At 61.7% G+C, this 18,756-nt stretch carries 33 protein-coding genes; 20 read left to right on the top strand and 13 right to left on the bottom strand.

From position 1 onward, the window contains the following. Positions 1 to 84: 84 nt before the first annotated feature. The 13 genes from SJY41_RS21710 to SJY41_RS21650 all read right to left on the bottom strand — a co-directional run bounded on the left by SJY41_RS21710 (position 85) and on the right by SJY41_RS21650 (position 9,613). On the bottom strand, positions 85 to 1,569 hold the full coding sequence (locus SJY41_RS21710; protein WP_380778056.1) for a hypothetical protein: 1,485 nt from the start codon (positions 1,567 to 1,569) through the stop codon (positions 85 to 87). 20 nt (positions 1,570 to 1,589) lie between these two features. Then, positions 1,590 to 2,021 (bottom strand): helix-turn-helix domain-containing protein, encoded by a 432-nt coding sequence (locus SJY41_RS21705; protein ID WP_380778053.1) that lies wholly within the window; start codon positions 2,019 to 2,021, stop codon positions 1,590 to 1,592. Beyond that, on the bottom strand, positions 2,014 to 2,277 hold the full coding sequence (locus SJY41_RS21700; RefSeq protein WP_380778051.1) for a hypothetical protein: 264 nt from the start codon (positions 2,275 to 2,277) through the stop codon (positions 2,014 to 2,016). Before SJY41_RS21700 ends, SJY41_RS21705 begins: the two co-directional genes overlap by 8 nt. Positions 2,278 to 2,310: 33 nt before the next feature. Then, on the bottom strand, positions 2,311 to 3,126 hold the full coding sequence (locus SJY41_RS21695; RefSeq protein WP_380778050.1) for a hypothetical protein: 816 nt from the start codon (positions 3,124 to 3,126) through the stop codon (positions 2,311 to 2,313). Between the two features lie 468 nt (positions 3,127 to 3,594). Continuing rightward, the gene (locus tag SJY41_RS21690; protein WP_380778048.1) at positions 3,595 to 4,785 is read right to left on the bottom strand and encodes a VapE domain-containing protein; all 1,191 of its coding nucleotides are present in this window, start codon (positions 4,783 to 4,785) and stop codon (positions 3,595 to 3,597) included. Next, the gene (locus SJY41_RS21685; RefSeq protein WP_380784002.1) at positions 4,778 to 5,098 is read right to left on the bottom strand and encodes a hypothetical protein; all 321 of its coding nucleotides are present in this window, start codon (positions 5,096 to 5,098) and stop codon (positions 4,778 to 4,780) included. Before SJY41_RS21685 ends, SJY41_RS21690 begins: the two co-directional genes overlap by 8 nt. Then, entirely contained in the window at positions 5,095 to 6,477 is a 1,383-nt protein-coding gene (locus SJY41_RS21680; RefSeq protein WP_380778045.1) for a DEAD/DEAH box helicase, read from the bottom strand. Before SJY41_RS21680 ends, SJY41_RS21685 begins: the two co-directional genes overlap by 4 nt. After that, positions 6,474 to 6,800 carry a hypothetical protein gene (locus SJY41_RS21675; protein ID WP_380778043.1) on the bottom strand — a complete coding sequence of 109 codons (327 nt, stop codon included), beginning with the start codon at positions 6,798 to 6,800 and terminating at the stop codon, positions 6,474 to 6,476. The genes SJY41_RS21680 and SJY41_RS21675 overlap by 4 nt, the downstream gene beginning before the upstream one ends. Further along, positions 6,797 to 6,937 carry a hypothetical protein gene (locus SJY41_RS21670; RefSeq protein WP_380784001.1) on the bottom strand — a complete coding sequence of 47 codons (141 nt, stop codon included), beginning with the start codon at positions 6,935 to 6,937 and terminating at the stop codon, positions 6,797 to 6,799. The genes SJY41_RS21675 and SJY41_RS21670 overlap by 4 nt, the downstream gene beginning before the upstream one ends. Then, positions 6,937 to 7,257 carry a hypothetical protein gene (locus SJY41_RS21665; RefSeq protein ID WP_380784000.1) on the bottom strand — a complete coding sequence of 107 codons (321 nt, stop codon included), beginning with the start codon at positions 7,255 to 7,257 and terminating at the stop codon, positions 6,937 to 6,939. Before SJY41_RS21665 ends, SJY41_RS21670 begins: the two co-directional genes overlap by 1 nt. 266 nt (positions 7,258 to 7,523) lie before the next feature. Further along, positions 7,524 to 7,982, bottom strand: a complete 459-nt coding sequence (locus tag SJY41_RS21660; RefSeq protein ID WP_380778038.1) for a hypothetical protein — start codon at positions 7,980 to 7,982, stop codon at positions 7,524 to 7,526. Positions 7,983 to 8,154: 172 nt separating this feature from the next. After that, positions 8,155 to 9,093, bottom strand: coding sequence for a DNA cytosine methyltransferase (locus tag SJY41_RS21655; protein WP_380784019.1), 939 nt, complete (start codon positions 9,091 to 9,093; stop codon positions 8,155 to 8,157). A gap of 307 nt (positions 9,094 to 9,400) precedes the next feature. Next, positions 9,401 to 9,613, bottom strand: coding sequence for a hypothetical protein (locus SJY41_RS21650; protein ID WP_380783999.1), 213 nt, complete (start codon positions 9,611 to 9,613; stop codon positions 9,401 to 9,403). Between the two features lie 99 nt (positions 9,614 to 9,712). Between SJY41_RS21650 and SJY41_RS21645 the strand changes: the two genes are divergently transcribed. The 20 genes from SJY41_RS21645 (at position 9,713) to SJY41_RS21550 (ending at position 18,694) form a co-directional block, all read left to right on the top strand. Then, positions 9,713 to 10,423, top strand: a complete 711-nt coding sequence (locus tag SJY41_RS21645) for a helix-turn-helix transcriptional regulator (RefSeq protein ID WP_380778035.1) — start codon at positions 9,713 to 9,715, stop codon at positions 10,421 to 10,423. A 303-nt stretch (positions 10,424 to 10,726) separates the two neighbouring features. After that, complete coding sequence (locus SJY41_RS21640; RefSeq protein WP_380778034.1) at positions 10,727 to 11,053, top strand: hypothetical protein; 327 nt, start codon at positions 10,727 to 10,729, stop codon at positions 11,051 to 11,053. Further along, positions 11,050 to 11,439, top strand: a complete 390-nt coding sequence (locus tag SJY41_RS21635; protein WP_380778032.1) for an HIRAN domain-containing protein — start codon at positions 11,050 to 11,052, stop codon at positions 11,437 to 11,439. The genes SJY41_RS21640 and SJY41_RS21635 overlap by 4 nt, the downstream gene beginning before the upstream one ends. A gap of 104 nt (positions 11,440 to 11,543) precedes the next feature. After that, positions 11,544 to 12,317 (top strand): hypothetical protein, encoded by a 774-nt coding sequence (locus SJY41_RS21630; RefSeq protein ID WP_380778030.1) that lies wholly within the window; start codon positions 11,544 to 11,546, stop codon positions 12,315 to 12,317. Next, positions 12,314 to 12,547, top strand: a complete 234-nt coding sequence (locus SJY41_RS21625; protein WP_380778028.1) for a hypothetical protein — start codon at positions 12,314 to 12,316, stop codon at positions 12,545 to 12,547. The genes SJY41_RS21630 and SJY41_RS21625 overlap by 4 nt, the downstream gene beginning before the upstream one ends. Beyond that, on the top strand, positions 12,544 to 12,699 hold the full coding sequence (locus SJY41_RS21620) for a hypothetical protein (RefSeq protein ID WP_380778026.1): 156 nt from the start codon (positions 12,544 to 12,546) through the stop codon (positions 12,697 to 12,699). Before SJY41_RS21625 ends, SJY41_RS21620 begins: the two co-directional genes overlap by 4 nt. Next, entirely contained in the window at positions 12,696 to 12,887 is a 192-nt protein-coding gene (locus SJY41_RS21615; RefSeq protein WP_380778024.1) for a hypothetical protein, read from the top strand. The genes SJY41_RS21620 and SJY41_RS21615 overlap by 4 nt, the downstream gene beginning before the upstream one ends. After that, positions 12,884 to 13,159, top strand: a complete 276-nt coding sequence (locus tag SJY41_RS21610; protein ID WP_380778023.1) for a hypothetical protein — start codon at positions 12,884 to 12,886, stop codon at positions 13,157 to 13,159. The genes SJY41_RS21615 and SJY41_RS21610 overlap by 4 nt, the downstream gene beginning before the upstream one ends. Further along, positions 13,156 to 13,356, top strand: a complete 201-nt coding sequence (locus SJY41_RS21605) for a hypothetical protein (protein WP_380778021.1) — start codon at positions 13,156 to 13,158, stop codon at positions 13,354 to 13,356. Before SJY41_RS21610 ends, SJY41_RS21605 begins: the two co-directional genes overlap by 4 nt. Before the next feature lies 1 nt (position 13,357). Next, on the top strand, positions 13,358 to 13,609 hold the full coding sequence (locus tag SJY41_RS21600; protein ID WP_380778019.1) for a hypothetical protein: 252 nt from the start codon (positions 13,358 to 13,360) through the stop codon (positions 13,607 to 13,609). After that, a complete protein-coding gene (locus SJY41_RS21595) occupies positions 13,603 to 13,920 on the top strand; it encodes a hypothetical protein (RefSeq protein ID WP_380778018.1) in 318 nt (105 codons plus the stop codon). The genes SJY41_RS21600 and SJY41_RS21595 overlap by 7 nt, the downstream gene beginning before the upstream one ends. Beyond that, positions 13,917 to 14,078 (top strand): hypothetical protein, encoded by a 162-nt coding sequence (locus tag SJY41_RS21590; protein WP_380778016.1) that lies wholly within the window; start codon positions 13,917 to 13,919, stop codon positions 14,076 to 14,078. Before SJY41_RS21595 ends, SJY41_RS21590 begins: the two co-directional genes overlap by 4 nt. Further along, on the top strand, positions 14,075 to 14,344 hold the full coding sequence (locus SJY41_RS21585) for a hypothetical protein (protein ID WP_380778014.1): 270 nt from the start codon (positions 14,075 to 14,077) through the stop codon (positions 14,342 to 14,344). Before SJY41_RS21590 ends, SJY41_RS21585 begins: the two co-directional genes overlap by 4 nt. After that, on the top strand, positions 14,341 to 15,066 hold the full coding sequence (locus SJY41_RS21580; RefSeq protein ID WP_380783998.1) for a YqaJ viral recombinase family protein: 726 nt from the start codon (positions 14,341 to 14,343) through the stop codon (positions 15,064 to 15,066). Before SJY41_RS21585 ends, SJY41_RS21580 begins: the two co-directional genes overlap by 4 nt. Then, a complete protein-coding gene (locus SJY41_RS21575) occupies positions 15,063 to 15,554 on the top strand; it encodes an HNH endonuclease (RefSeq protein WP_380783997.1) in 492 nt (163 codons plus the stop codon). Before SJY41_RS21580 ends, SJY41_RS21575 begins: the two co-directional genes overlap by 4 nt. Next, on the top strand, positions 15,554 to 16,267 hold the full coding sequence (locus SJY41_RS21570) for a hypothetical protein (RefSeq protein WP_380783996.1): 714 nt from the start codon (positions 15,554 to 15,556) through the stop codon (positions 16,265 to 16,267). The genes SJY41_RS21575 and SJY41_RS21570 overlap by 1 nt, the downstream gene beginning before the upstream one ends. Beyond that, positions 16,264 to 16,593 carry a hypothetical protein gene (locus SJY41_RS21565; protein ID WP_380778008.1) on the top strand — a complete coding sequence of 110 codons (330 nt, stop codon included), beginning with the start codon at positions 16,264 to 16,266 and terminating at the stop codon, positions 16,591 to 16,593. The genes SJY41_RS21570 and SJY41_RS21565 overlap by 4 nt, the downstream gene beginning before the upstream one ends. Then, positions 16,590 to 17,129 (top strand): hypothetical protein, encoded by a 540-nt coding sequence (locus SJY41_RS21560; RefSeq protein ID WP_380783995.1) that lies wholly within the window; start codon positions 16,590 to 16,592, stop codon positions 17,127 to 17,129. The genes SJY41_RS21565 and SJY41_RS21560 overlap by 4 nt, the downstream gene beginning before the upstream one ends. Beyond that, complete coding sequence (locus tag SJY41_RS21555; RefSeq protein WP_380783993.1) at positions 17,126 to 17,398, top strand: hypothetical protein; 273 nt, start codon at positions 17,126 to 17,128, stop codon at positions 17,396 to 17,398. The genes SJY41_RS21560 and SJY41_RS21555 overlap by 4 nt, the downstream gene beginning before the upstream one ends. A gap of 186 nt (positions 17,399 to 17,584) precedes the next feature. Further along, positions 17,585 to 18,694 carry a tyrosine-type recombinase/integrase gene (locus tag SJY41_RS21550; protein ID WP_380783991.1) on the top strand — a complete coding sequence of 370 codons (1,110 nt, stop codon included), beginning with the start codon at positions 17,585 to 17,587 and terminating at the stop codon, positions 18,692 to 18,694. Positions 18,695 to 18,756: the final 62 nt, after the last annotated feature.

The following is an 18,756-nucleotide window of genomic DNA, read 5'->3' as shown; positions in this document are numbered from 1 at the left end:
CGAACCAATTACGCGCGCGAACCGGTTCGGTCATTTTGTCTTAGTTTGTCTTAGCTGTGTCCGATAACGCTCTTTCTCGGACACTCAACCTCGCCTGAATCCGACCGACATCGAGGGCACGACGACCGATGTTGCGGCCTTCGGTTTTGCCGTCTTGCGGACTGCAGCAGTCTCGAACGCCTTGTACCCATGGCTGAACTGATCGTGCAGCGGCTTATCCTTCCACACCGACAAGCGATCGTCCCACTCCTTGCGGTAGCTGTCGAGGCAATCGACCAGTCGGGCGCAACGCTCTTCGTCAATCCAAACGGTGGGCAGGTATGCACGGCTCGCGTCAATGCCGTCCTGTTCAGACGAAATGCGCGGCACGACACGCACCGGCTTGATCCCCACTTCCTCGGCGTGCTGGCGGGCGCTCTTGGCGTCCTTGCCCAGCCGGCGATGGTCAGCATCGTGGGGCATGAAGTGCTCACTGTAGTTGTACCCTCGCCTGGTCAACTCGGCTCCGTAATGGTTGAACCCCTCCCCGCTGTTCTCGTAATAGTCGATCAACCGGCGCTCCATGCCAACGTCTTGCCAGAAGCAGAGCGTCATCGCGTCCCCGACGCCCAGATCCCACGTCGTGTAGACCGGAATGTCTAGCACCGGGATACGGCATATCCGGCCCTGCGCGCGCATCTTTAGCATCTGGGGGCCGAAGTACGCGCCCTCCACACTGGCCTCGAATGCCTCGTCAGGCGTGGATGGGAACTCCTGCTTCATCTTCTCGCCCTGCTGCTCGGCTTTCTTCACGTACCAAGCGCGCTGCCCCTTGGTCAGGTTGATGCCGAATACTGCCAGCTTGGAGAAATACTCGCGCATCTCTGTGGTTTCGACGACATCAGCGTCGAGCGAGTATCCCTCATCCCGGTACCAGGGGTAAAAGTGAAACCTGAAATCCAAGTCCGTCAGATTCTTACCCGCATCTTGGAGTTGCCGGGCCGTCTTTACCATATCGTGATACTCGCCAGCGCGCCCTTCCGCGGTGCTTTCGATCGTGATCACCTGGCCTGCTGCGACCGTGTTGAACGCACCTGACACGACCTCTGCGGCACGCTCGGGGTACTTGGCGCAAAGCTTTCCGAACTCCGAAACGTGAAGCCTTTGTAGCGTGCCCGATCGCAACGAGGTGCCGACGCGGATGCTCGACCCATTGTTGAACCGCAAGCTTTCCGCGCTGTCGTTGTCGGCTGCGCGTATCTTACGGAAGGTCGCCGGCAGGTGGTCATAGGCATACTTGATCTTGTCGCGAAAGAAGGCCTTCGCATCGACCAGGTTATGCGCAATCACGCCAGCAGACAGGTCCGCGAGAAATAGGCAGTCGTCCAACATGTCGAGCTGGATTACCGTCGTGAACCCGCGTTGGCGCGCCTTGAGGATGATATCCAGCTTCCAACGGTTCAGAATGAACTCTTCCTGGTCCTCGTTCATGCGGAACGGTACGCGCTGCCCCTGCTTGTTCTTGATGTCATAGAACCCCCCCCGGAGCCGCGACAGCTTGTCAGGGTAGCGAGCCATCATCGTGGCCATGAACTCGCGCTCTACGGGACTCAGCGTTCCCCCAGCCACGCGCCCATGTCCTTCGGTAGTTCATGCTCCACAGTGGTCTTGTCGCGCCACTGCTCGGGCTTGCGGTTCTTCAGCCAGAAGATAGCGGCGGTGGTGTCTGGCGGATAATGCTCGACGTAGGGTTCTACGATCGGGACGCCATCAGCCATCATGATCTTGACCGCATCGTGGCTGTAACCGAGTGCACGACGGTACAGCGATTGCTCCACACGCGCATCGGCTGTTTCCTTGCCGACCTTTAGGGCCTCCGAAAATTCCGGCTGGGTATGCTTCCAAAGGTAGAGAGTGCTCTCCGCGACCTCAAAAAACTCCGCCGCCTCCCGATCAGTAGCCCCCAGCGAAGCTAGCTTACGCGCCTGCTCGACAAACTCGGGCTTGAACGATGTTGGACGGCCAACCTCTCGCTTATCCACGTGCAAACTCCCTCTGCTTCAACCGCCGCGTCCGGTTCCTGATAGCCCACGGTGTGCGCCCCATCTGCTCGGCGACCGCATACGCCGGAAGGCTGGCCGACAACCGGCGCAAGACCTGGTCGTCCTCAGGCGTCCACGTCATCCGCGGGCGTTCCTTCATCACCACGACGCGCAGCATATCGGACTCGGCGGTCGTCAATGCACGGGTGCGGCAAAGCTGATCTGCGAAATGGATCGCGATGTCTTCGGTTCTCATAATCCCCCTACTCCCCCAACCCAAAAAGATGCGTCATGCGGAGGTGGCCGGGGTGGCGCCAACGAAAGTCATGCCGTGCGCAGCGCAGTATCGGCGGAATGCAGCTTCATGCAGTTCACCCGGCAGCATATCGATGCTGTGGCCCAGCGTGCCGCCCTTCCATGATCCCTTGCGCTTGCCAGTCTCAGCGCTGAACCAGAGGTCGAGCGAGCGGCGAACCTTGTTGCGGCGAAACAGCGACAGGAACTTGCACCAGCGCTCGCCGAACGCCCATTCACGTTCCTCGATCTTCGTCGTCGCTGTGATGCGCTCGCCGTCGTAGTCGTCGAACTCGAACAGCGCGCGGGGGCATACCTCCTGCAACCGCTCGTTCTCGTCGCTCTCAGGTGTCCTCCACTTGGCGCGGTTGTGAAGCTTGGCGAACAGCGTGCCATCGATGCCGTAAAGGCGATGCCCAACGAACCGCCATTGCGTCCAAGGCAGGAAATAGCCCCACCGTTGCTCGGTGCTGCTGTCGTTCGTGACGCGGCCTAGCGAAACCGACAGATAACCCTCAGTGACCGAGAAGCCATATTCCCGCTTGCCCATATCCCAATAGCCGCCAGCCGGGTTGCTCGACCACGGCGCGGCGCTGGTATCGACCCAGCGCTTCCACGGCTTCACGATGGGCGGCAGAATGACAATCAGCGTGTGGCCAAACGCGCGGAGACGGAGCGTGGAAAACTGCTCGTCATCCTCGTCGCCGTTCGACGTGATCTCGACTGCCAGCGGCCGATAGGTCTTCTCGCGAGCATAGATGAAGCGGCCCAGCCGGCGATCGTTGTCGCTCCAACGGTAATATGCACTCATCTTCCTGCTCCTTCATTCGTAACGGGGGACATTGGCGATCCGCAGTGGTGGGCGAGATACCCAGCGGCGTGGCTGACCTCGATGTCGTACTTGGCGGCTAGTTTGGTGGGGTCCGCGCGTCTGATCGCTGACGGGTCCGCACGCAGCATGGCGACGATGAAATCGGTGAGGGGGAATTTCATGGCGCGGTGACCACACCCGGGGTGACTACACCCCTAGTTGAAATCGGAAGCCGGCCTGAAACACCCTCAGCCACCCCTATATTCCACTCTATATCTTTATTTATAAAATAGGGTGTAGTCAGTGTAGTCAGGGGGGTGAAAGCCGCAGAAATATGCCGTTTTTGCTGACTACACCCTAGTGTGGTCAATGCGTAGTCAGGCGTGTGGTCAAACGGCCGCATCGGTCCCAAGTGACTACGCTTGGTCCCCGATTGACTACGCTTGCGGATGGGGGGTGTAGTCCGGGTCATTCCGGCATCCTCCAGAGCCTCGCGCTGCGGCGGGTGCCGTCAGGCTGGCGCTCTTTGCGGACCACTTGCGACCATCCCAGATCGTCCATGATCGCGGCAATGCGGTCCTTTGCGCGTTGATCGTGTTGGGCGACCGGCATCTTCAGCGCGTCGGTCAGCAACTGCGCCGAGGTGTACGCAAACCCTGGCGTCAGGTGGTTTGCGACCGTGTCTTCCCACACGTCGCCCTGCATGCGGCTATCCTGCTCACGGATCGCCAGAGAGGACTCTTCCTCGCTCAACCACCAGTTCTCGCCATCGCGGAACCTCGTCAGCGCCTCAGCCCATAGCTGGTCGCGCTTGCGCTCAAGGCGGGGAAGGTCGATCGCCGTACAGGCAACCGGCCAGAAGCGCCGATTGCCGGTGCTGTCCGTAAGATACCCCTGCCCCGCCTTCGGGTTGACCGACGCGGCAAGCACGCACTGGCGCGGATACTCGACGGTATGCCGACCGTACGACGGGCGGGTCTTGTCGACCTGCATCGTGATGATCGCCTTGACGAGCTCGACATCAGCCTTGCGCAACGCGGAGAGCTCCGCGAACTCGACGACCCACTTGCCAGCGATCTGCTCGACGAAGCGCTTATGGTCGCGCAGCTCGTTGACCATTTCCGTGAAGTAGGAAGCGCCAAACAGGGTGCGCAGTGCGGTCGACTTCTTCAGCCCCTGCGGACCCTCTAACACCAGCATCGTGTCCATTTTGCAGCCGGGCTGATAGACGCGGGCAACGGCACCGATCATCCACTTGGCACCGACCGCGCGCTCGTATGGCCCGTCCGCGGTGCCGAACAGAATATGCAGGAACCGATCGAGCCGCTTCGTACCGTCCCACTTCAGCGCGTCGAGATATTCGCGCACCGGATGGTATTTATTGAACAGAGCCGTGCGTGCGACCGCAGCCGGGATGTCGGTCTTGCTTGGCGAGAACCCGGCCTGCTCGATCATCGTCTGAATGTCGACGTAATCGCTATCGCACAGCGGATCGCCGCACCATTCGACCTGCCCGGTCAGCTCGTTGTGACGGATCTGCTTCCCCAGGCCGGGTACATTCTTCATGTACTGCATGAGGTTGTAGAGCGTTTTCTTCTCACCCTTCGACCCGACCTGCAGGTTTCCGCGCCACGCGTTGAGAGGGATCGGCTCACCCATTGATCTGTTCCAATGTCAGCGCGACCGCGTCATCACCGGAGCCATCGGTGGAGCGTGCGAGAATATATGTTCCGCCGGCGCGGTTGAGCGCTGCGGCAAAGGCTTGTTGTTTCGGGCGCCAGGCATCGCGACCGACTTTGGCCTCGATGCCGATCATGCGACCGTTGACGCAGGCGAGGATGTCAGCCGAACCCGGCAGACCATACCGGATCATGCGGCCCTCGTTCTTGAGCGCGCCGGTGTTGTTCGACCACGCGAGACCGAGCGGTGAGACCGCCAGCAGGAGCTTGTTGACGAGATCGTGGTGCGTCATGCGCCTGCCGCCCACTGCTGGCGCTGGCGCATGATGTGGCCGGCCCACTGCGACGGGTATTTGTACCGACGCTGACGGCCGAGCTCGATCAGATCCTGCAGGGTGCGCGCTGACTTGAGCTCGGTACGCTTGCGCGCGCGGATGGCGTCGAGATCGACTACCTCGAGTTCGCCTTCGACTTGCTCAATCTCACGGCTCTGGATCGCGTAGGTGTGGCCGCAGCCGGGGCACTCAGGTTGGGGTGCGTGGATCAGGAAGCATTTTGGGCATTGCTTGACCGGCACCTCGGATTTCTCCCCACGCTTCTTCTTCGGGCGATCGTCCAAGGTCCATTCGCGATCGTCGTCGGGCAGCCCGTGACGCATGGCGTTGCCCGCGTGGTCGAGAATGATCGCGTGCGGCTTGCCCTCGGCGGGACGCAGACCGCGGCCGATCTGTTGAAGGTGGAGAGACAGCGATTGCGTCGGACGCAGCAGGATAACCGCCTCGACCGCGGGAACGTCGAAGCCCTCGCCGAACAGGTCAGCGTTGCTCAGGACGGTGATCGCGCCGCTGGTGAAGTCCGATACGATCGCGTCGCGCGCACCGCTGTCCATGCTGCCGTCGACATGTGCGGCCGCGATCCCGGCGTCGCGGAACTGCTGAGCGATGTTCCGACTATGCTCGATCGATACCGCGAACACGATCGCGCGCTTGCCTGCTGCGAGCCGCTGATAGTGCGACACCGCGTCGCCGACGATCGACGGTTTATCCATGATCTTGGCGAGGTCGTCGCGTTTGAAGTCGCCGCCCTGCGAGGCGACGCGCGACACGTCGGTCGACATCGCCGGCGCGTAGAGCTGGTAATCGCACAGCGCACCCTGCTCCATGAGGTCGGCGACCGATGGCCCCTGCACCATGCTATCGAACCATGTGCCCAGCCCGCGGCCATCCAGGCGCCAGGGCGTGGCGGTCAGGCCGACGATCTGCGCACGCGGGCAGGCCTCGTAGATAGCCTGGTACTGCGCGGCGCCCATGTGGTGGCACTCGTCGAAGATGATCAGGTCGGGCGGAGGAAGCTTGCCGAGCCGGCGCGCAAGGGTCTGCACCGAGCCGACCTGCACCATCGCATCGGGATCACCGATCGACCCACCCATGACCAGTGAGTGCGGGATCTCCATCGACCAGAACGTGCGGCTGGCCTGCAGGATGATCTCGCGGCGGTGAACGACCCACCAGCACCGGCGACCGCGCTCGGCTGCAGTCTTGACCATGTACGCAGACGTGACGGTCTTGCCGCCCCCCGTCGCGAGCTGCACCAGCACCGTGCGGTCCATGCTGCGGAACTGCGTGCGAATGTCGGCAATCAGGTTCTGTTGATACGGGCGGAGCTCGATCATGCGTAGGCCCTCCGCATCATGTCGGCCGAGAAGATCAGGGACTCGATCGCGACCCGGGTGAACGCGAGCGACTGCGGGTCCGCGCTAGACAGCGATGCCAACGTCGCAATGCGTGCAGCCTCGGCGAGAATGAATTGTGCCTCGGGATTGGCTCGCCGCAACGCCGCAGACGCGCGATCCCGCAGCCCCATGATCTCGACCCGCGTCGCCATCGAAAGAGGGTCGCAGTTCGGGTAGTGGATGCTGACCGCGGCGCGGTACGCAGCGTCCATGTCCGGCACCGCACGCAGCGGTACGACGTTGGTGCGGGCCGCGGCGGTCACTTGAGCAGGTTCCGCAACCGAGCCGCAGCCTGGTCGGAAATGGCCGAGCGAAACTGATACGCGAGGATGCGGACCCAAAGCGGTTCGGCCTTTACGGCCTCTTGGACGGCTTCGCGGGCGATACGGGCGGCGGTCATCAGTAACGGCTCGCAACTTCGCGGCGGTGCTTCTCGACCATCGCGTTTTCGTTGGCGGCTATGACCTGCGGTGCGTTCCGCTCGTCTGCTGCCCGCTGATCTTCGACCATCTGCAAGGACTCTGCGGCGGTGAAATGCTTGCCGCGGAGTGTCTTGTAGAGCTCGCGATAGGCAGGGTGGATATGGGCCAGCTTGCCAGCGCTAACCGCAGGCGCGCGCTTCCGGGCAACCTCGACCGTGCGACCCTTCTCGAAATTACGAGCTCCGACGGTACGACCCAGAAGGCTGCACCGAGCCGCGTAAGCAGGATCCTGCATCATGCGAACTGCTACGGATCGAACCGATGCGAGCCGCTGGGCGCGAACTTCCGGATCCGCATATGAGCGCTTCATCGCGACTGACATAGAAGCGCGCTTGTCCGGATCCGCGTTGACAATCGCGTTGGTGCAAGCCTGACACCGACCCTTTGACCGATAGCTGATCTTGTCCCCGCAATCGCTGCAGGTGCGCTTGTTCTGGCAATCCCAGCAGACGCCGCAGCGGTTGCTACCATGCAGAACCACGTCGCAGGTTGTGCATGTGCGCTTCATGATGCGCGCGCCTGGCTGGAGAACGGCAGGAACTCAGCAATGATGATGTCTGCTGCTGCAGTCGCCGGCGCTTCCTCAGTATGATCGATACGACGATCGGCAGCAAAGCCCATGAACGTGCCGAGCGCCTGCATAGCAGCGACAGCACTCTCCAGCGGGCAGTCGGCCTCCAGCTCGTCGGTAGGCGTTGCGGAATAACCGATCGTTGCCATGATCGCTGCGACTGCGGGCTTGCCAATGACGACTGCGATCGAGAGGGCCACCGATAACGGGGGCTCTTTGTCCTCAACCCGATAGGCCTTAATGCGGCGTGGCTTAATACCGGACGCGGCACCGAGCGCTTCGTCGGTCCAACCGCCAAGCTGCGCCGCCCGTAGAACCGATTTGAATACACATTGGACGCGATCAGGGCTGACAATGCCGACGTCGTCCGCAGAATTGTTGTGCTGCGTCATTTAGAAGCACTCCTATGAATTGTACGGATCGCCCCTTCGCCACCCTCACCGCGCCCATCCTGAGCGTCGCGTTCGCAGGGGCTTGGGGTGGACCGCGCGAGGATCGGGCCCAGTACGAAACCGGTGATCACGCTGGCGGGGAGCCAGATGGCGAGGATGGTGGTGAGGGTGTTCATGCTGCGATGGCCTGCACCGGAGTGCCATCGAGATGACCGATTACGGCTTCGATGAACCCCGTCGCGACTTCGGCATTAATTGCATTGCCGTAACCGCGCAGTCGTCCCACACGGGCGGGAGCCCCATGAGCCAGCGGGAATGTGCCGGGTTCAACTGGCCGCCACTTTCCATCTCGGCATCCGAGCCAGTCAGCATCTCTCCAGAAGCCGTTAGTCGGTGCGGACCTGTCATTTTCGCGGATTGCGTCAGCGATTGGCCGGTCATCCCCGGAGTTATGCCCGTACCCGCCCGTTCGCCGTCCGAAGCTGCTGGTGTCGACCAGCCCGCAAGTGGAGCCGAGCGCGGCAGGTCGCGTGGGTTCGTCCCGTTGCCCGCTGAGTTCCGATGGTCGCGAACCACTGGCGTGTGCCAGCCCGCTAGGTGTGTCGCCATTGCGGTCAGGGTGTCGAACGTGCCCCGGCCCCATCGAGCCCCCGAGGATTCCCCATCCTCCGTACGAGGCGTCGGCCACCCCGCGAGCGTCGCGACCGCAGGAAGTAACATCGACCCCGAGCCTGGCCGGTTCACTACCGCGAAGTCCGGCCCTGCCTGTTTCGCCATCGGCGTGGGCCGTCCAGAACGCTCGGTCGCGGATGTTCGGAGAGCCGAAGCCCGCAGCCGGGAGCGGCGTACACCCGAAGGCGTAACCCATTCCTTCCACGTCAGCTTGTACAAGGTCGAGCCAAGGATCGACGTTGCTGCTCGCAACCTGCTCGCCAATGATGTCGACAGGGCCGCACTGCTCGACGAGCCACTGCCAAGCGGGCCAAAGGTGCCGCTCGTCACCAAACCCGCCTCCTTTGCCTGCCGCGCTGAAAGGTTGGCATGGGCAGGAACCGGTCCAGACCGGTCGATCGTCGGGCCAACCGGCGCGGCGCAGGGCGTAGGACCACACTCCAATTCCGGCGAAGAAATGGCACTGAACATATCCAGAAAGCTCATCTGGTCTAACATCGCGGATATCCCTTTCATCGACGATGCCGGGTGCAATGTGACCAGCGGCTATGAGTTCGCGCAGCCATGCCGCAGCGAAGGGGTCGATCTCGTTGTAGTAGGCACCCTGCCCACTCACTTCCCAAACACCCGAACAGCAACCCGCTCAGTCGGCGAGGTGTGCAGGTTGATCATGGGACCGTTGCGGATGGCGCAGACGATGGGGGTGGACTCGAGGATTGTGGCCTTGGTGGGGGTGCTAAGGCGCTTCATGCCGCAGCCTGCACGTCGGTGGGCTGGTAGGACGCCATGAAGTCGCGCACTTTGGCCTCGGTCTCAGGCCAGACCCGCCTGCCCTTCTGCAGCTGGTTGACGAAATGGGGGTCGCGCAGAGCCTTTCGGCCAAACGTGAACGGCGACATCTCGTGATCTTCGATGAAGGTCGAGATTGCGTCGACCAGCGGGAGGGTTTCGGTCTGCATGAACAGGAACGTAGTGTAGGATGCGTCCCACCGTCAAGCAATAACTGTGGGACTCGTCCCAGCATTCCCGTCGATCTACATTTGTGGGATGAAACCCACATGAATGACGACAGTTCAACCCCGTTGCAGATAGCTATCCGAGATGCTGTTGCGGCGTCCGGACGGACGCGTGACGCGAACGATCAGCTTCTCAAGAAGGAGCTCAACACGACCGGTAAGCCGCTTTGGGATATCGAGCGCGGCAAAAGTAAAAAGCCGGGCGTTGATACGTTGAGAGCGATTGAGCGTGTGCTTGGATTGCGGGAAGAGCAGCTTGTGGGCATCGTTTTTCCGCGGACGGCTCCAGCGGCGCAACCCCGACAAGAGCCTGATCAACCGCCGATGCGCAAAGCCGATGACGGCACCGTCAGCCTCAAAGTCGTCGACCTAAACCTGGCGATGGGCGACGGCGGGAACCTCGACGACTGGGCCGACGAGGAATCGGTCGAGTTCGATTTGAACCTGCTGCGCTCGATCACACGATCGCCTGCCGCTCGGGTCATCGTCGTGCGTCCGCGCGGCGACAGCATGTTCCCGACGTTGCTGAACGGTGACTGGGTGCTGATCGACACGACGCAGCGCACACTGAACCTGGACGATAAGATATGGGCATGCAGCGTCTACGGCGCCGGTGCGGTCAAACGGCTAAAGGCTATCGGCAAGGGCAAGGTCGAGGTGCGCTCCGATAACCCGATCGCAGGGAATCGGGAGGTAGACGCTGGCGACTTGATCATTCTTGGCCGGGTGATTTGGATAGGGCGGGAAGCATAATGCCGGCACCTACCGGCATACTTTCTGACGAAGAAGTGACCGAGGTAGCTAATGCTATCAATCAAAGAGCTAAGGACCCTTCCGACCCCTGCCCGAATTGCGGCAAGGTTCCCTCGGAGGTGGTCAATAGAATCGGCGTCGCGACCTTTGGTGTTTACCCAGGTCAAGCCGCAGCTGGCCTCCCTGTCGTGTCGACAGTGTGTACCCAGTGCGGATTCTATAGGCAGTTTGCGGCAATGGAATTGGGGCTAAGCTTTGCAGATGAATTGAAAACCCTGTTAGAGGGTAAAGGCGCGGTTCCGAATGGCTGAGTATGGCAAAGTCTACACGTTTCCTAGAGGTGGGAAGGCTGGTCCCTTGCATGGCGACGATGGAGGGAGCACATCAGGGCCTATGGACCCGTGGCAGAACAGCGTTGAGACTCGCCTTACCAGTTTGGATACGCGTTTAGGCAAGATCGAGCCTAACGTCAGTGATATTAAAACTGACGTCGCCGTGCTTAAGGCAACCGTCGCGACAAAAACCGATTTGACGACTCTGGGCGATAAGCTGTTGCTGAAGATGCAGATATACCTTGGGCTGGTCGCTGCTCTAGTTGTCGTCGCAACGGCAGTTTCTAAATTGGGGTGAGGCCTCTTAGCCTAGCTATCGTCGGCATAGATTACCCGAACAAGCGCGGCCCGGCCCGCCGCTTCGAGCTTGAGATATGCCGCCCCGGCGAGCCGATCGAGCTGCGGCCAGAACCGAACAACCCGCACGACGAGCACGCCATAGCCGTGTTCTCCTGCCGCGGTATTCAGCTCGGCTACCTCGCCTCCGAGCGCGCCGTGCTTATCGGCACCCTGCGTCGACAGGGTCACGAGGCCGCAGCCATTTTCCAAGCGCTAGAGCCTAAGGTCGGCTGGATCCGCGTGGCATTCGACAGTGAAGAGCCGGTGCTTCCCGCTCCGAAGCCACACGCGCCCGAACCAGGCGCAGATGGCTTTTGGCCGGACCCGGTCTGGGACGACGATTGAGGAAAGTGGGATAGGTCCCACATTTAGCGCTTGACGCCGTAGGATGCGTCCCACATAACACCTCCAACGACAGCGACATTCGGTCGCGTCGATTTGGAGGCGTTATGTCCCAGACCATTACCGCACCGACGCCGATGTTCGCGATCGGTGAGACTGTTTACGTTGCAAGCGTCGAGCGTCAGACTGAGAAGCTGCCGTGCCCCGATTGCTTGGGCGCGAAGAAGTGGGCGGTCCTCTCGCCTGCTGGCGGCGAGTTCACAACCGACTGCCCGCGCTGCTCTAAGAGCTACTACGGTAACCGAGACCTTCCCTCGCTCGACGTTGAGCATTGGGCTGGCAAGGCACTCGCTCGCACGCTTACCGGCATGGAATTGCACGTAGGCCAAGCCGTCAAATATCGCTCCAGCATCAGCGGCAGTTCGTCGTGGATCGTTCGCGAGAGCGAAGCGTGGCGGACCGAAGCGGAAGCGCAGGCTATCGCGGATAGCAAGGCGGCTGAAAAGAACACCGAGGCCGCTGAGAAGCCGGAAGTCCTGAACGCTCGCCACTTCGCCGATCTGACGCTGGACGAAGGCAAGTGGGACGCGTTCAAGAACGGCGTCTGGAACACGCAGTACCATGCCTCGAACATTGTCGCGAAAGTTCGGGAGGCCGTCGAAGGCGAGGACGGCGAGGAAGCGCCGAACAACACAGAGGCACTGGAGAATCTGCGCGAGGCTCTTGGCTGTGATTTCAAGTACCACGTCGAGAACCTTCCCTTTACGCCGCTCGTCACCGCCGCGCTCGCTAGCGAGGACCCAGTCGTGAAGGCTGCTGCTGACGCGCTGCCGGACGCCATGAAGGCGCTGATGACGCGTGCATGGGAGTCGGTCGCATGAACGCCCCCGCCAACATCATCCGCTTCCCCGCCCCGCAGCACGACCTACCCATGTCGGTAGTGACGCAAGCCGCGCTGGCCCTTCCCCCTCTCCAGCAGATCGAGCTGATCCGGCTCCTGACCGGCGAGTTCTCGTACAGCTACGGCGCCGACGAGATCGACCGCGGCATCGACATGATCCTGATCGACATTCGGGATGAAGCTGAGCTGGCGTTGGGTGTGCGGTCGTGAGCGCCATGCTCCCCGCCAGCGAGGCGATGTATTTCCACCGCGAGCCTGTGCGCCACATCGTGCAGTTCCAGGAGCGCGAACGGCTGGCCCGGATCGATCGCAACTCGCGTGACGCTATCCGTAGCGCGCGGTTCTGGGGTTTCGGGTCGTGAGCGCTGCAGCAATCGCCTCGTTCGCCCCGACCGGTTGGGCAAACCCTGACCTCGGCCGCGCGTACTTCGCCGTCGAGGCCGCGCTGAAAGAGCAGGCGCAACCCGCTGAGTCCCCCATCACCGAAGCCCTCTCGCGTGCCCTTGCCGCGATCGAAGAGGCTGACTGCGAAGTGGAGAAGTATTCGTGACGCACGCGCATCCCATCAACGCCGCAACCGTCGAGGTGAAGTGTCAGCGTTGCAAGCAGCCGTTCATGGCGCGGGTCGCCGATCGTAAGCGCGGCTGGGGCAAGTTCTGCTCCAAGTCCTGCAAGGCAATCAAGCAGACACAGCGGACTGGACGCGGCGCCCCTCAGGAGCACGCCGCCGGTAGCCTTCGAGCACTCGGGTACAACGAGCCGGGTTCCTATGCCGATTATCTGGAGAGCGTTCACCCGTTCAGTGACGAGGCGTTCTCGTGACCGCCTTCTTCACCGCCACCCCGCAGCGTTTCGCAAACCCTGACGACTACGAGGACGCATCCGTGCTGATCGCCAGCATCGAGGCGGCGCTGTCGGACCCGACCTACGCCACTCGTCGTGCTGCTGGGCAGGCGATGATCGACCTTTCCTTCGACGCGCACCGTGATGCTGCGTTGGCAAAGCTGGGGTATATTTAACATGGAAAACCCACCCGCATTCCCGATCCCCGATGTTCGCACGCACGACGGGTTCGGTATCAGCGAAGGCTCGCCTGGCATGACTTTGCGCGACTGGTTCGCCGGTCAAGCGCTCGCCGGTTTGCTCTCCAACCACGCTGTTTCCAATCAAGACAGTTGGGAACCCGACCCACGCCAGTCGAGCGCGAGCAACGCCTATCGGTACGCCGACGCCATGCTCCGCGCCCGCACCCAGGAGCCCACCCCATGCTGACCGATACACCACTCTGTGTTGCTGACGTGCTGGAGCGCGCGGCTGATCTGATCGAGCCGGAAGGTGCTTGGATACGCGGCTCATTTGTCGGGGAGCGGAACGGCATAGAATGCTTTTGCGCAATGGGTGCCATTGATCGCGCTGCCGGTACCGACCAAGATCTAGACGAGACGGTAATATTCAGCACGCTGCGAAAGGTGATCGGTCGGCAGTCGATCGTAAGCTGGAACGACTCCCCCGAGCGCACCCAGCCCGAGGTGGTCGCCGCCCTCCGTCGCGCCGCCACGCTCGCCCGCGCAGGTGACGCATGATCTGGCAGCACCCCTCCGCCCTGTCGATCCGCGACCGCGACATCGCCCTGATGCCAATCGCCGTCGAGCCCGAGTTCGCCACCCCCCTTCGCACCGCCTGTTTCGCCATCATGGGCGTGACCTTTTTCGCTGCATTGTTCGGGAGTTTGCTTTCGTGATCATCACCCTAGCCGCAGCCCTTTCCTACCAGGCGCACATCAACACCCGGGCAACGCTGCCCGAAGCCTACGACGCCATTCGCAGCGCCGTCACCAGCGAGCGGACGATCGAGGCCGCGTGCAAACAGACGTGGTGCGCGATCCCGACGTCGGTCGGCAAGCTGGTCTTTCAAGGGGCTTACGTCACCGCTGTTTGGCCGCGTCGGACTCTCGTTTCTGCTGGCCCGCGCGCCGCTCCCCTTCCTCGTGTGGAGAACGTCCGTTGAACGCGCCCGCAGCATTCACCAGCTACTCGCCGATCGGGAAGCCGCACATCGTTTGCCATGCCGAGTATGAGCAGGGCTCGGAAGCGTGGCTTCAAGCCAGATGCGGGTTGCTCACTTGCAGCGAGGTCAAGCTGATCCTGACCCCTACGCTCAAGATGGCGAACAATGACAAGACCCGTGCTCACGTTTGGGAGATCGCGGCGCAACGGATCACGCAGCATGTCGAGCCGACCTACATCGGGGATGAAATGTTGCGCGGCCACGAGGACGAGATCCGTGCGCGGCTTGCCTATTCGGAGATGTTCGGCACGGTTTCAGAGTGCGGGTTCATCACGAACAGCCTGCACGGTTTCACGCTCGGGTATTCGCCCGATTGGCTGGTCGGCGACGATGGCCAGGCGGAAGCCAAGTCACGCCGCCAACGGTTCCAGGTGCAGACGATCGTCGACGGCACGCCTGACGAGCATGTCCTGCAGCTGCAATCCGGGCTGGTCGTCACCGAACGCAACTGGATTGATTACGTGTCGTACTCGGGTGGCATGCCGATGGCTGTGATCCGGGTTGAACCTAACGACGCCATGCAAACCGCGATCATCGCGGCCGGCCGCGACTTCGAACAGCGCGTGCAGGACGCCATCGGCACCTACCACAAGCGGCTTGAGGCTGGCGATCTGCGTTGGGTGCCCACCGAGCGTGTCGTCGAGCAGGAGATGCACCTGTGACCGCTCGCGCGCCAGAACGCCTAGAGGACGCATTTCACTATGACCCAGAGGCCGGCGTTCTGACACGTCTGTTTAAGGGCGGGCATCGCCGGGTAGTTGGTTCGAAAAAGGATCACGATGGCTACACGAAGATCGGCTTTAATGGTCGAGAATACGTGGCGCACCGGTTGATCTGGTGGATCGTATACGGCGAACTTCCCGACCGTTTCATTGACCATATCAACGGCTGCAAATCCGATAACCGTCTCTGCAATCTTAGACTTGCAACCGATGGCGAAAACAAATGCAACGTCGGGAAACGTAAGCACAACACGTCAGGATTTAAGGGCGTGACGTGGGACAAAGAAAATCGCCGCTGGCTGGCTAGCGCGACCTTGAAAGGGCGCAGCCATTTTCTTGGCAGGCACCCCACGCCCGAGGCTGCGGCAGAGGCGTATCGAACTTTCGCCAAACAAAATCACGGCTCTTTTTATAGGGAAGTCATCTAATGGATATGTCATCCGTCATCGTTGCCAAGAGCGACCAGTGGAATGCCGACGACTTCGCAGGAGGCGCCCGCACCTTCACGATCGAGGACGTGTCGATCAAGCCTGGAACCGAACAGCCGGTATCGATCAAGCTTGCCGGCTCGGACAAAGTCTTTCGCCCCTGCAAGACCGTCAGCCGCATCCTCGTTGCTGCATGGGGAGCCGATGCCAACGCATACCGCGGTCGGTCGATCGAGCTCTACACCGACCCCGGCGTGACCTGGGGCGGCATGAAGGTCGGCGGTATTCGTGTCTCGCGCATGTCCGACATTGCCGCGCCTCTCGTGATCGCGCTTCAGGAGAAGAAGGGCAGTCGTAAGATGACGACCGTGCAGCCGTTGAAGGTTGTCGCGCCAGCATCCGACGAGCCGACGATCGAGGGTGCCGAACACGCTATCCGCACTGCTGAGACTCCCGACGAGCTGAAGACGATCTGGCTGCACAAGAACATGCGACCGTTCCGCGACAAGCTCCAGACGATCATGGAACAACGCAAAGCCGAGCTCACCCCGGCAAACACGGATACCGCGGATACCGTCGCCATGTTCGATACAGCCACCACACCCGAAGCGATCGAGGCTGCGGACAAAGCTGCGAACGTGCTCAACATCGCAGCGGATCCGGCCATCGTTGAGGCTCGCGAAAGCGCTTGGACGCGAGGGACTGGCCAGTGACGACATCAGAACAGCAAGCGGTGCCGGTTGCGGGGGAGGCGCGACGCGTGGCGTTGGTCGAGCGGATCGGCACCATAGCCGATCTGGCCTGCACGACACCATTGACGGGCGGATTGGGCGACGTGGCCTATGCAGCAGCGTTCCCGGATGGCCTCAAGCCGATCGCCACGTTCCGCACTGACGATCCTGCCGACTTGGAGCGCGCAAAAGCCGTGTTGAGCCGGGAAGCTCTCACGCGGTTCTTTAGCCCCGGTGGCGGTGGAATGTCCGCTTTCACTGACGCTCTCGCCACCTCACGCTCGCAACACGAAGGGGCTGGAAGATGAGGATCGCAAGCCATCATCAGGCAGGGACTGCAGAACATAAGCTGTCGGGACTGCTGACGGGGAACGTCCAGTACACGCCGACTTGCGCGTGGCCGGATGATTGCACGGTCCAGTGGGGCCACGGCATTATCCCAAGCACCCCGTTTTTCGAGGCATTCCCGACCGGCACATTCATCCGCGGCGAAGGTCCGACGATCGCCGACGCCGAGGTGAAGGCGTTCGCACAATTCGAAAGCGAATTTTCGTGTCGCCACCTGTGGGGCCGTCAGCGTCCAGGGCGATCAATCTACCTCAATGGAGCGGGCTGGTGCCGAAAGTGCGGCGCGTTCCGGGGGAAGATGTTCGCCGAGGTCGTGGAGCTTGGTCACTGGAGAAAGCCGGTGACCGTATGGGAGGCTGACTTCCTCCATTCGCTCGAAACCGACGCCGAGATGAACGCGCACATGGACCGCAAGTACCCGGCCGACAGTAAGGCAAGGCGAAAGAACGCGCGAATCCTTCGTCTGAGAATGAACCTGTTTGGAGCCCTGCAATGACGACCACCAACACCGAGGCGGGGGCTTTTGCAGACGTGGCGGCGAAGCTAACGGAAGTGCAGCGCAGGGGTCTTACGAACGCGATCAATTTCGGCGTGGGCTACTGGCTCTGGCCGAACGGGACTGCGCGGGGAGCGATCGCGCTGGGCCTCGGAATGCGGACAGTCGACGGCGTTGCCCTAACTCAGCTTGCACATGACGTCCGCCAGCACCTTGAGCAGGGGGCGACGGCGGGGGTTGTCGGGGGGAAGGAGGCGGCTGGTGGGTGATATCACGTACGCTCACGAACGAGCCAAAACGCCGGCGCAATGGTGCGAACACTTCGCCGCTCGCGACATCGAAATGTCGGAGCGCACCCTACGCGCCAAGGCCCGCAGCACCGGGTCCTATTTTACGCTCGGTAAGGCGATGCTGATTACGCCCGAGCAGATCGATCATATTTTAGAGGATGGCGCATGCCGCTCGAACCCTACCCCCGCGGCAAGACGTGGTGGGTCAAAGGCCGGATCCAGTTCAACGGCCGCGACGTTACCGACTACATCCGCGAAAGCACTGGCGCATCTACAGAAGCTGGCGCGCGGGAATGGATCGCAGAACGGCAGGCGCGGGAAGAGCGCCGCCAGGTCCTAGGCCATGAGGAAGCGGACGAACGCGACTTCACGTTTAACGATGCTGTCGTGCTGTACCCCGCGAACACCGAGACCGCGAAACACCTTATCCCGATCGCGGAGCGGATTGGCTCGCTGCCGATAAAGAAGATCACCGCGAAGATGATCCGCGATCTGGGCGCGTCGCTCTATCCGAAGAACTCCGCGGACACATGGCGCCGCTGGGTGATCGCCCCTGCCCGCGCCGTCATCAACAATGCGAACGAGCTGGGCAGGTGCCCGCCGATCCGGATCACCGGTTACGACAAGGCCGAACGTGTGCGGCAGGATCGCAACCGCGGCAAGGTGAGCCGCAAGCCCAAGGTGCCCGGCGATTGGGCTTGGATAATAGCTTTTCGTGCGAAGGCTTCGAAGCGGCATGGCGCGCTGGCATTGTTCATGTTCACGACCGGCGCACGCGTCGGTCAGGCTGTCGCAATGCATCCGGACGCGCTCGACCTCGACGCCGGCACTGCGATCATTCCCGGTGCGAAAGGCCATGAGGATCGCGTGGTGCAGCTTATGCCCGAGTTAGTCGCGGAACTGCGTTCGCTGCCGGCCAAGTTCCCGCGCGGCTGGGACCGACGCTATCCCGAGAACAAGCGGGTGTTCGGATGGGCGAGCAAGGACGGGCCACGCAAAGGCTGGATCACGGCCTGCACGAAAGCAAAGATCCCCCACCTCCCGCCGCACTCCGCTGGCAGGCATGGCTTCGGGCAGGAAATGCGCGTGCGCCAGGGCGTCGACACCAAGTCGATCGAGAGCGTCGGCGGGTGGTCCGCAAAGGGCGGGATGATCGACAAGATCTACACGCATGCCGAGGACAGCGACTCGAAAATTTTAGAGGCCCTTCGTACAGGCTTCGTACAAGCCAAAGAAAAGACTGGCCTGAAACCCGCAGAAAAGGTAGGTAAATAGCTATGTTGAAAGCTGCCCTCCGAAGGCAGAGGCCACTGGTTCGAATCCAGTCGGGTGCACCA

The organism is Sphingomonas sp. R86520 (genome assembly GCF_042466285.1).
Taxonomy (GTDB): domain Bacteria; phylum Pseudomonadota; class Alphaproteobacteria; order Sphingomonadales; family Sphingomonadaceae; genus Sphingomonas.
This window is presented reverse-complemented; position numbering and strand designations above follow the sequence as displayed.

What these genes read in the sequence shown, in the direction of transcription:
- SJY41_RS21645 (WP_380778035.1), top strand. Translation starts at nt 9,713, where the DNA reads ATGAATGACGACAGTTCAACCCCGTTGCAGATAGCTATCCGAGATGCT.
- SJY41_RS21680 (WP_380778045.1), bottom strand. Translation starts at nt 6,477, where the DNA reads ATGATCGAGCTCCGCCCGTATCAACAGAACCTGATTGCCGACATTCGC.
- SJY41_RS21640 (WP_380778034.1), top strand. Translation starts at nt 10,727, where the DNA reads ATGGCTGAGTATGGCAAAGTCTACACGTTTCCTAGAGGTGGGAAGGCT.
- SJY41_RS21595 (WP_380778018.1), top strand. Translation starts at nt 13,603, where the DNA reads ATGCTGACCGATACACCACTCTGTGTTGCTGACGTGCTGGAGCGCGCG.
- SJY41_RS21625 (WP_380778028.1), top strand. Translation starts at nt 12,314, where the DNA reads ATGAACGCCCCCGCCAACATCATCCGCTTCCCCGCCCCGCAGCACGAC.
- SJY41_RS21600 (WP_380778019.1), top strand. Translation starts at nt 13,358, where the DNA reads ATGGAAAACCCACCCGCATTCCCGATCCCCGATGTTCGCACGCACGAC.
- SJY41_RS21560 (WP_380783995.1), top strand. Translation starts at nt 16,590, where the DNA reads ATGAGGATCGCAAGCCATCATCAGGCAGGGACTGCAGAACATAAGCTG.
- SJY41_RS21630 (WP_380778030.1), top strand. Translation starts at nt 11,544, where the DNA reads ATGTCCCAGACCATTACCGCACCGACGCCGATGTTCGCGATCGGTGAG.
- SJY41_RS21550 (WP_380783991.1), top strand. Translation starts at nt 17,585, where the DNA reads ATGCCGCTCGAACCCTACCCCCGCGGCAAGACGTGGTGGGTCAAAGGC.
- SJY41_RS21650 (WP_380783999.1), bottom strand. Translation starts at nt 9,613, where the DNA reads ATGCAGACCGAAACCCTCCCGCTGGTCGACGCAATCTCGACCTTCATC.
- SJY41_RS21710 (WP_380778056.1), bottom strand. Translation starts at nt 1,569, where the DNA reads ATGGCCACGATGATGGCTCGCTACCCTGACAAGCTGTCGCGGCTCCGG.
- SJY41_RS21685 (WP_380784002.1), bottom strand. Translation starts at nt 5,098, where the DNA reads ATGACGCACCACGATCTCGTCAACAAGCTCCTGCTGGCGGTCTCACCG.
- SJY41_RS21700 (WP_380778051.1), bottom strand. Translation starts at nt 2,277, where the DNA reads ATGAGAACCGAAGACATCGCGATCCATTTCGCAGATCAGCTTTGCCGC.
- SJY41_RS21590 (WP_380778016.1), top strand. Translation starts at nt 13,917, where the DNA reads ATGATCTGGCAGCACCCCTCCGCCCTGTCGATCCGCGACCGCGACATC.
- SJY41_RS21555 (WP_380783993.1), top strand. Translation starts at nt 17,126, where the DNA reads ATGACGACCACCAACACCGAGGCGGGGGCTTTTGCAGACGTGGCGGCG.
- SJY41_RS21660 (WP_380778038.1), bottom strand. Translation starts at nt 7,982, where the DNA reads ATGACGCAGCACAACAATTCTGCGGACGACGTCGGCATTGTCAGCCCT.
- SJY41_RS21690 (WP_380778048.1), bottom strand. Translation starts at nt 4,785, where the DNA reads ATGGGTGAGCCGATCCCTCTCAACGCGTGGCGCGGAAACCTGCAGGTC.
- SJY41_RS21665 (WP_380784000.1), bottom strand. Translation starts at nt 7,257, where the DNA reads ATGATGCAGGATCCTGCTTACGCGGCTCGGTGCAGCCTTCTGGGTCGT.
- SJY41_RS21695 (WP_380778050.1), bottom strand. Translation starts at nt 3,126, where the DNA reads ATGAGTGCATATTACCGTTGGAGCGACAACGATCGCCGGCTGGGCCGC.
- SJY41_RS21570 (WP_380783996.1), top strand. Translation starts at nt 15,554, where the DNA reads ATGGATATGTCATCCGTCATCGTTGCCAAGAGCGACCAGTGGAATGCC.
- SJY41_RS21670 (WP_380784001.1), bottom strand. Translation starts at nt 6,937, where the DNA reads ATGACCGCCGCCCGTATCGCCCGCGAAGCCGTCCAAGAGGCCGTAAAG.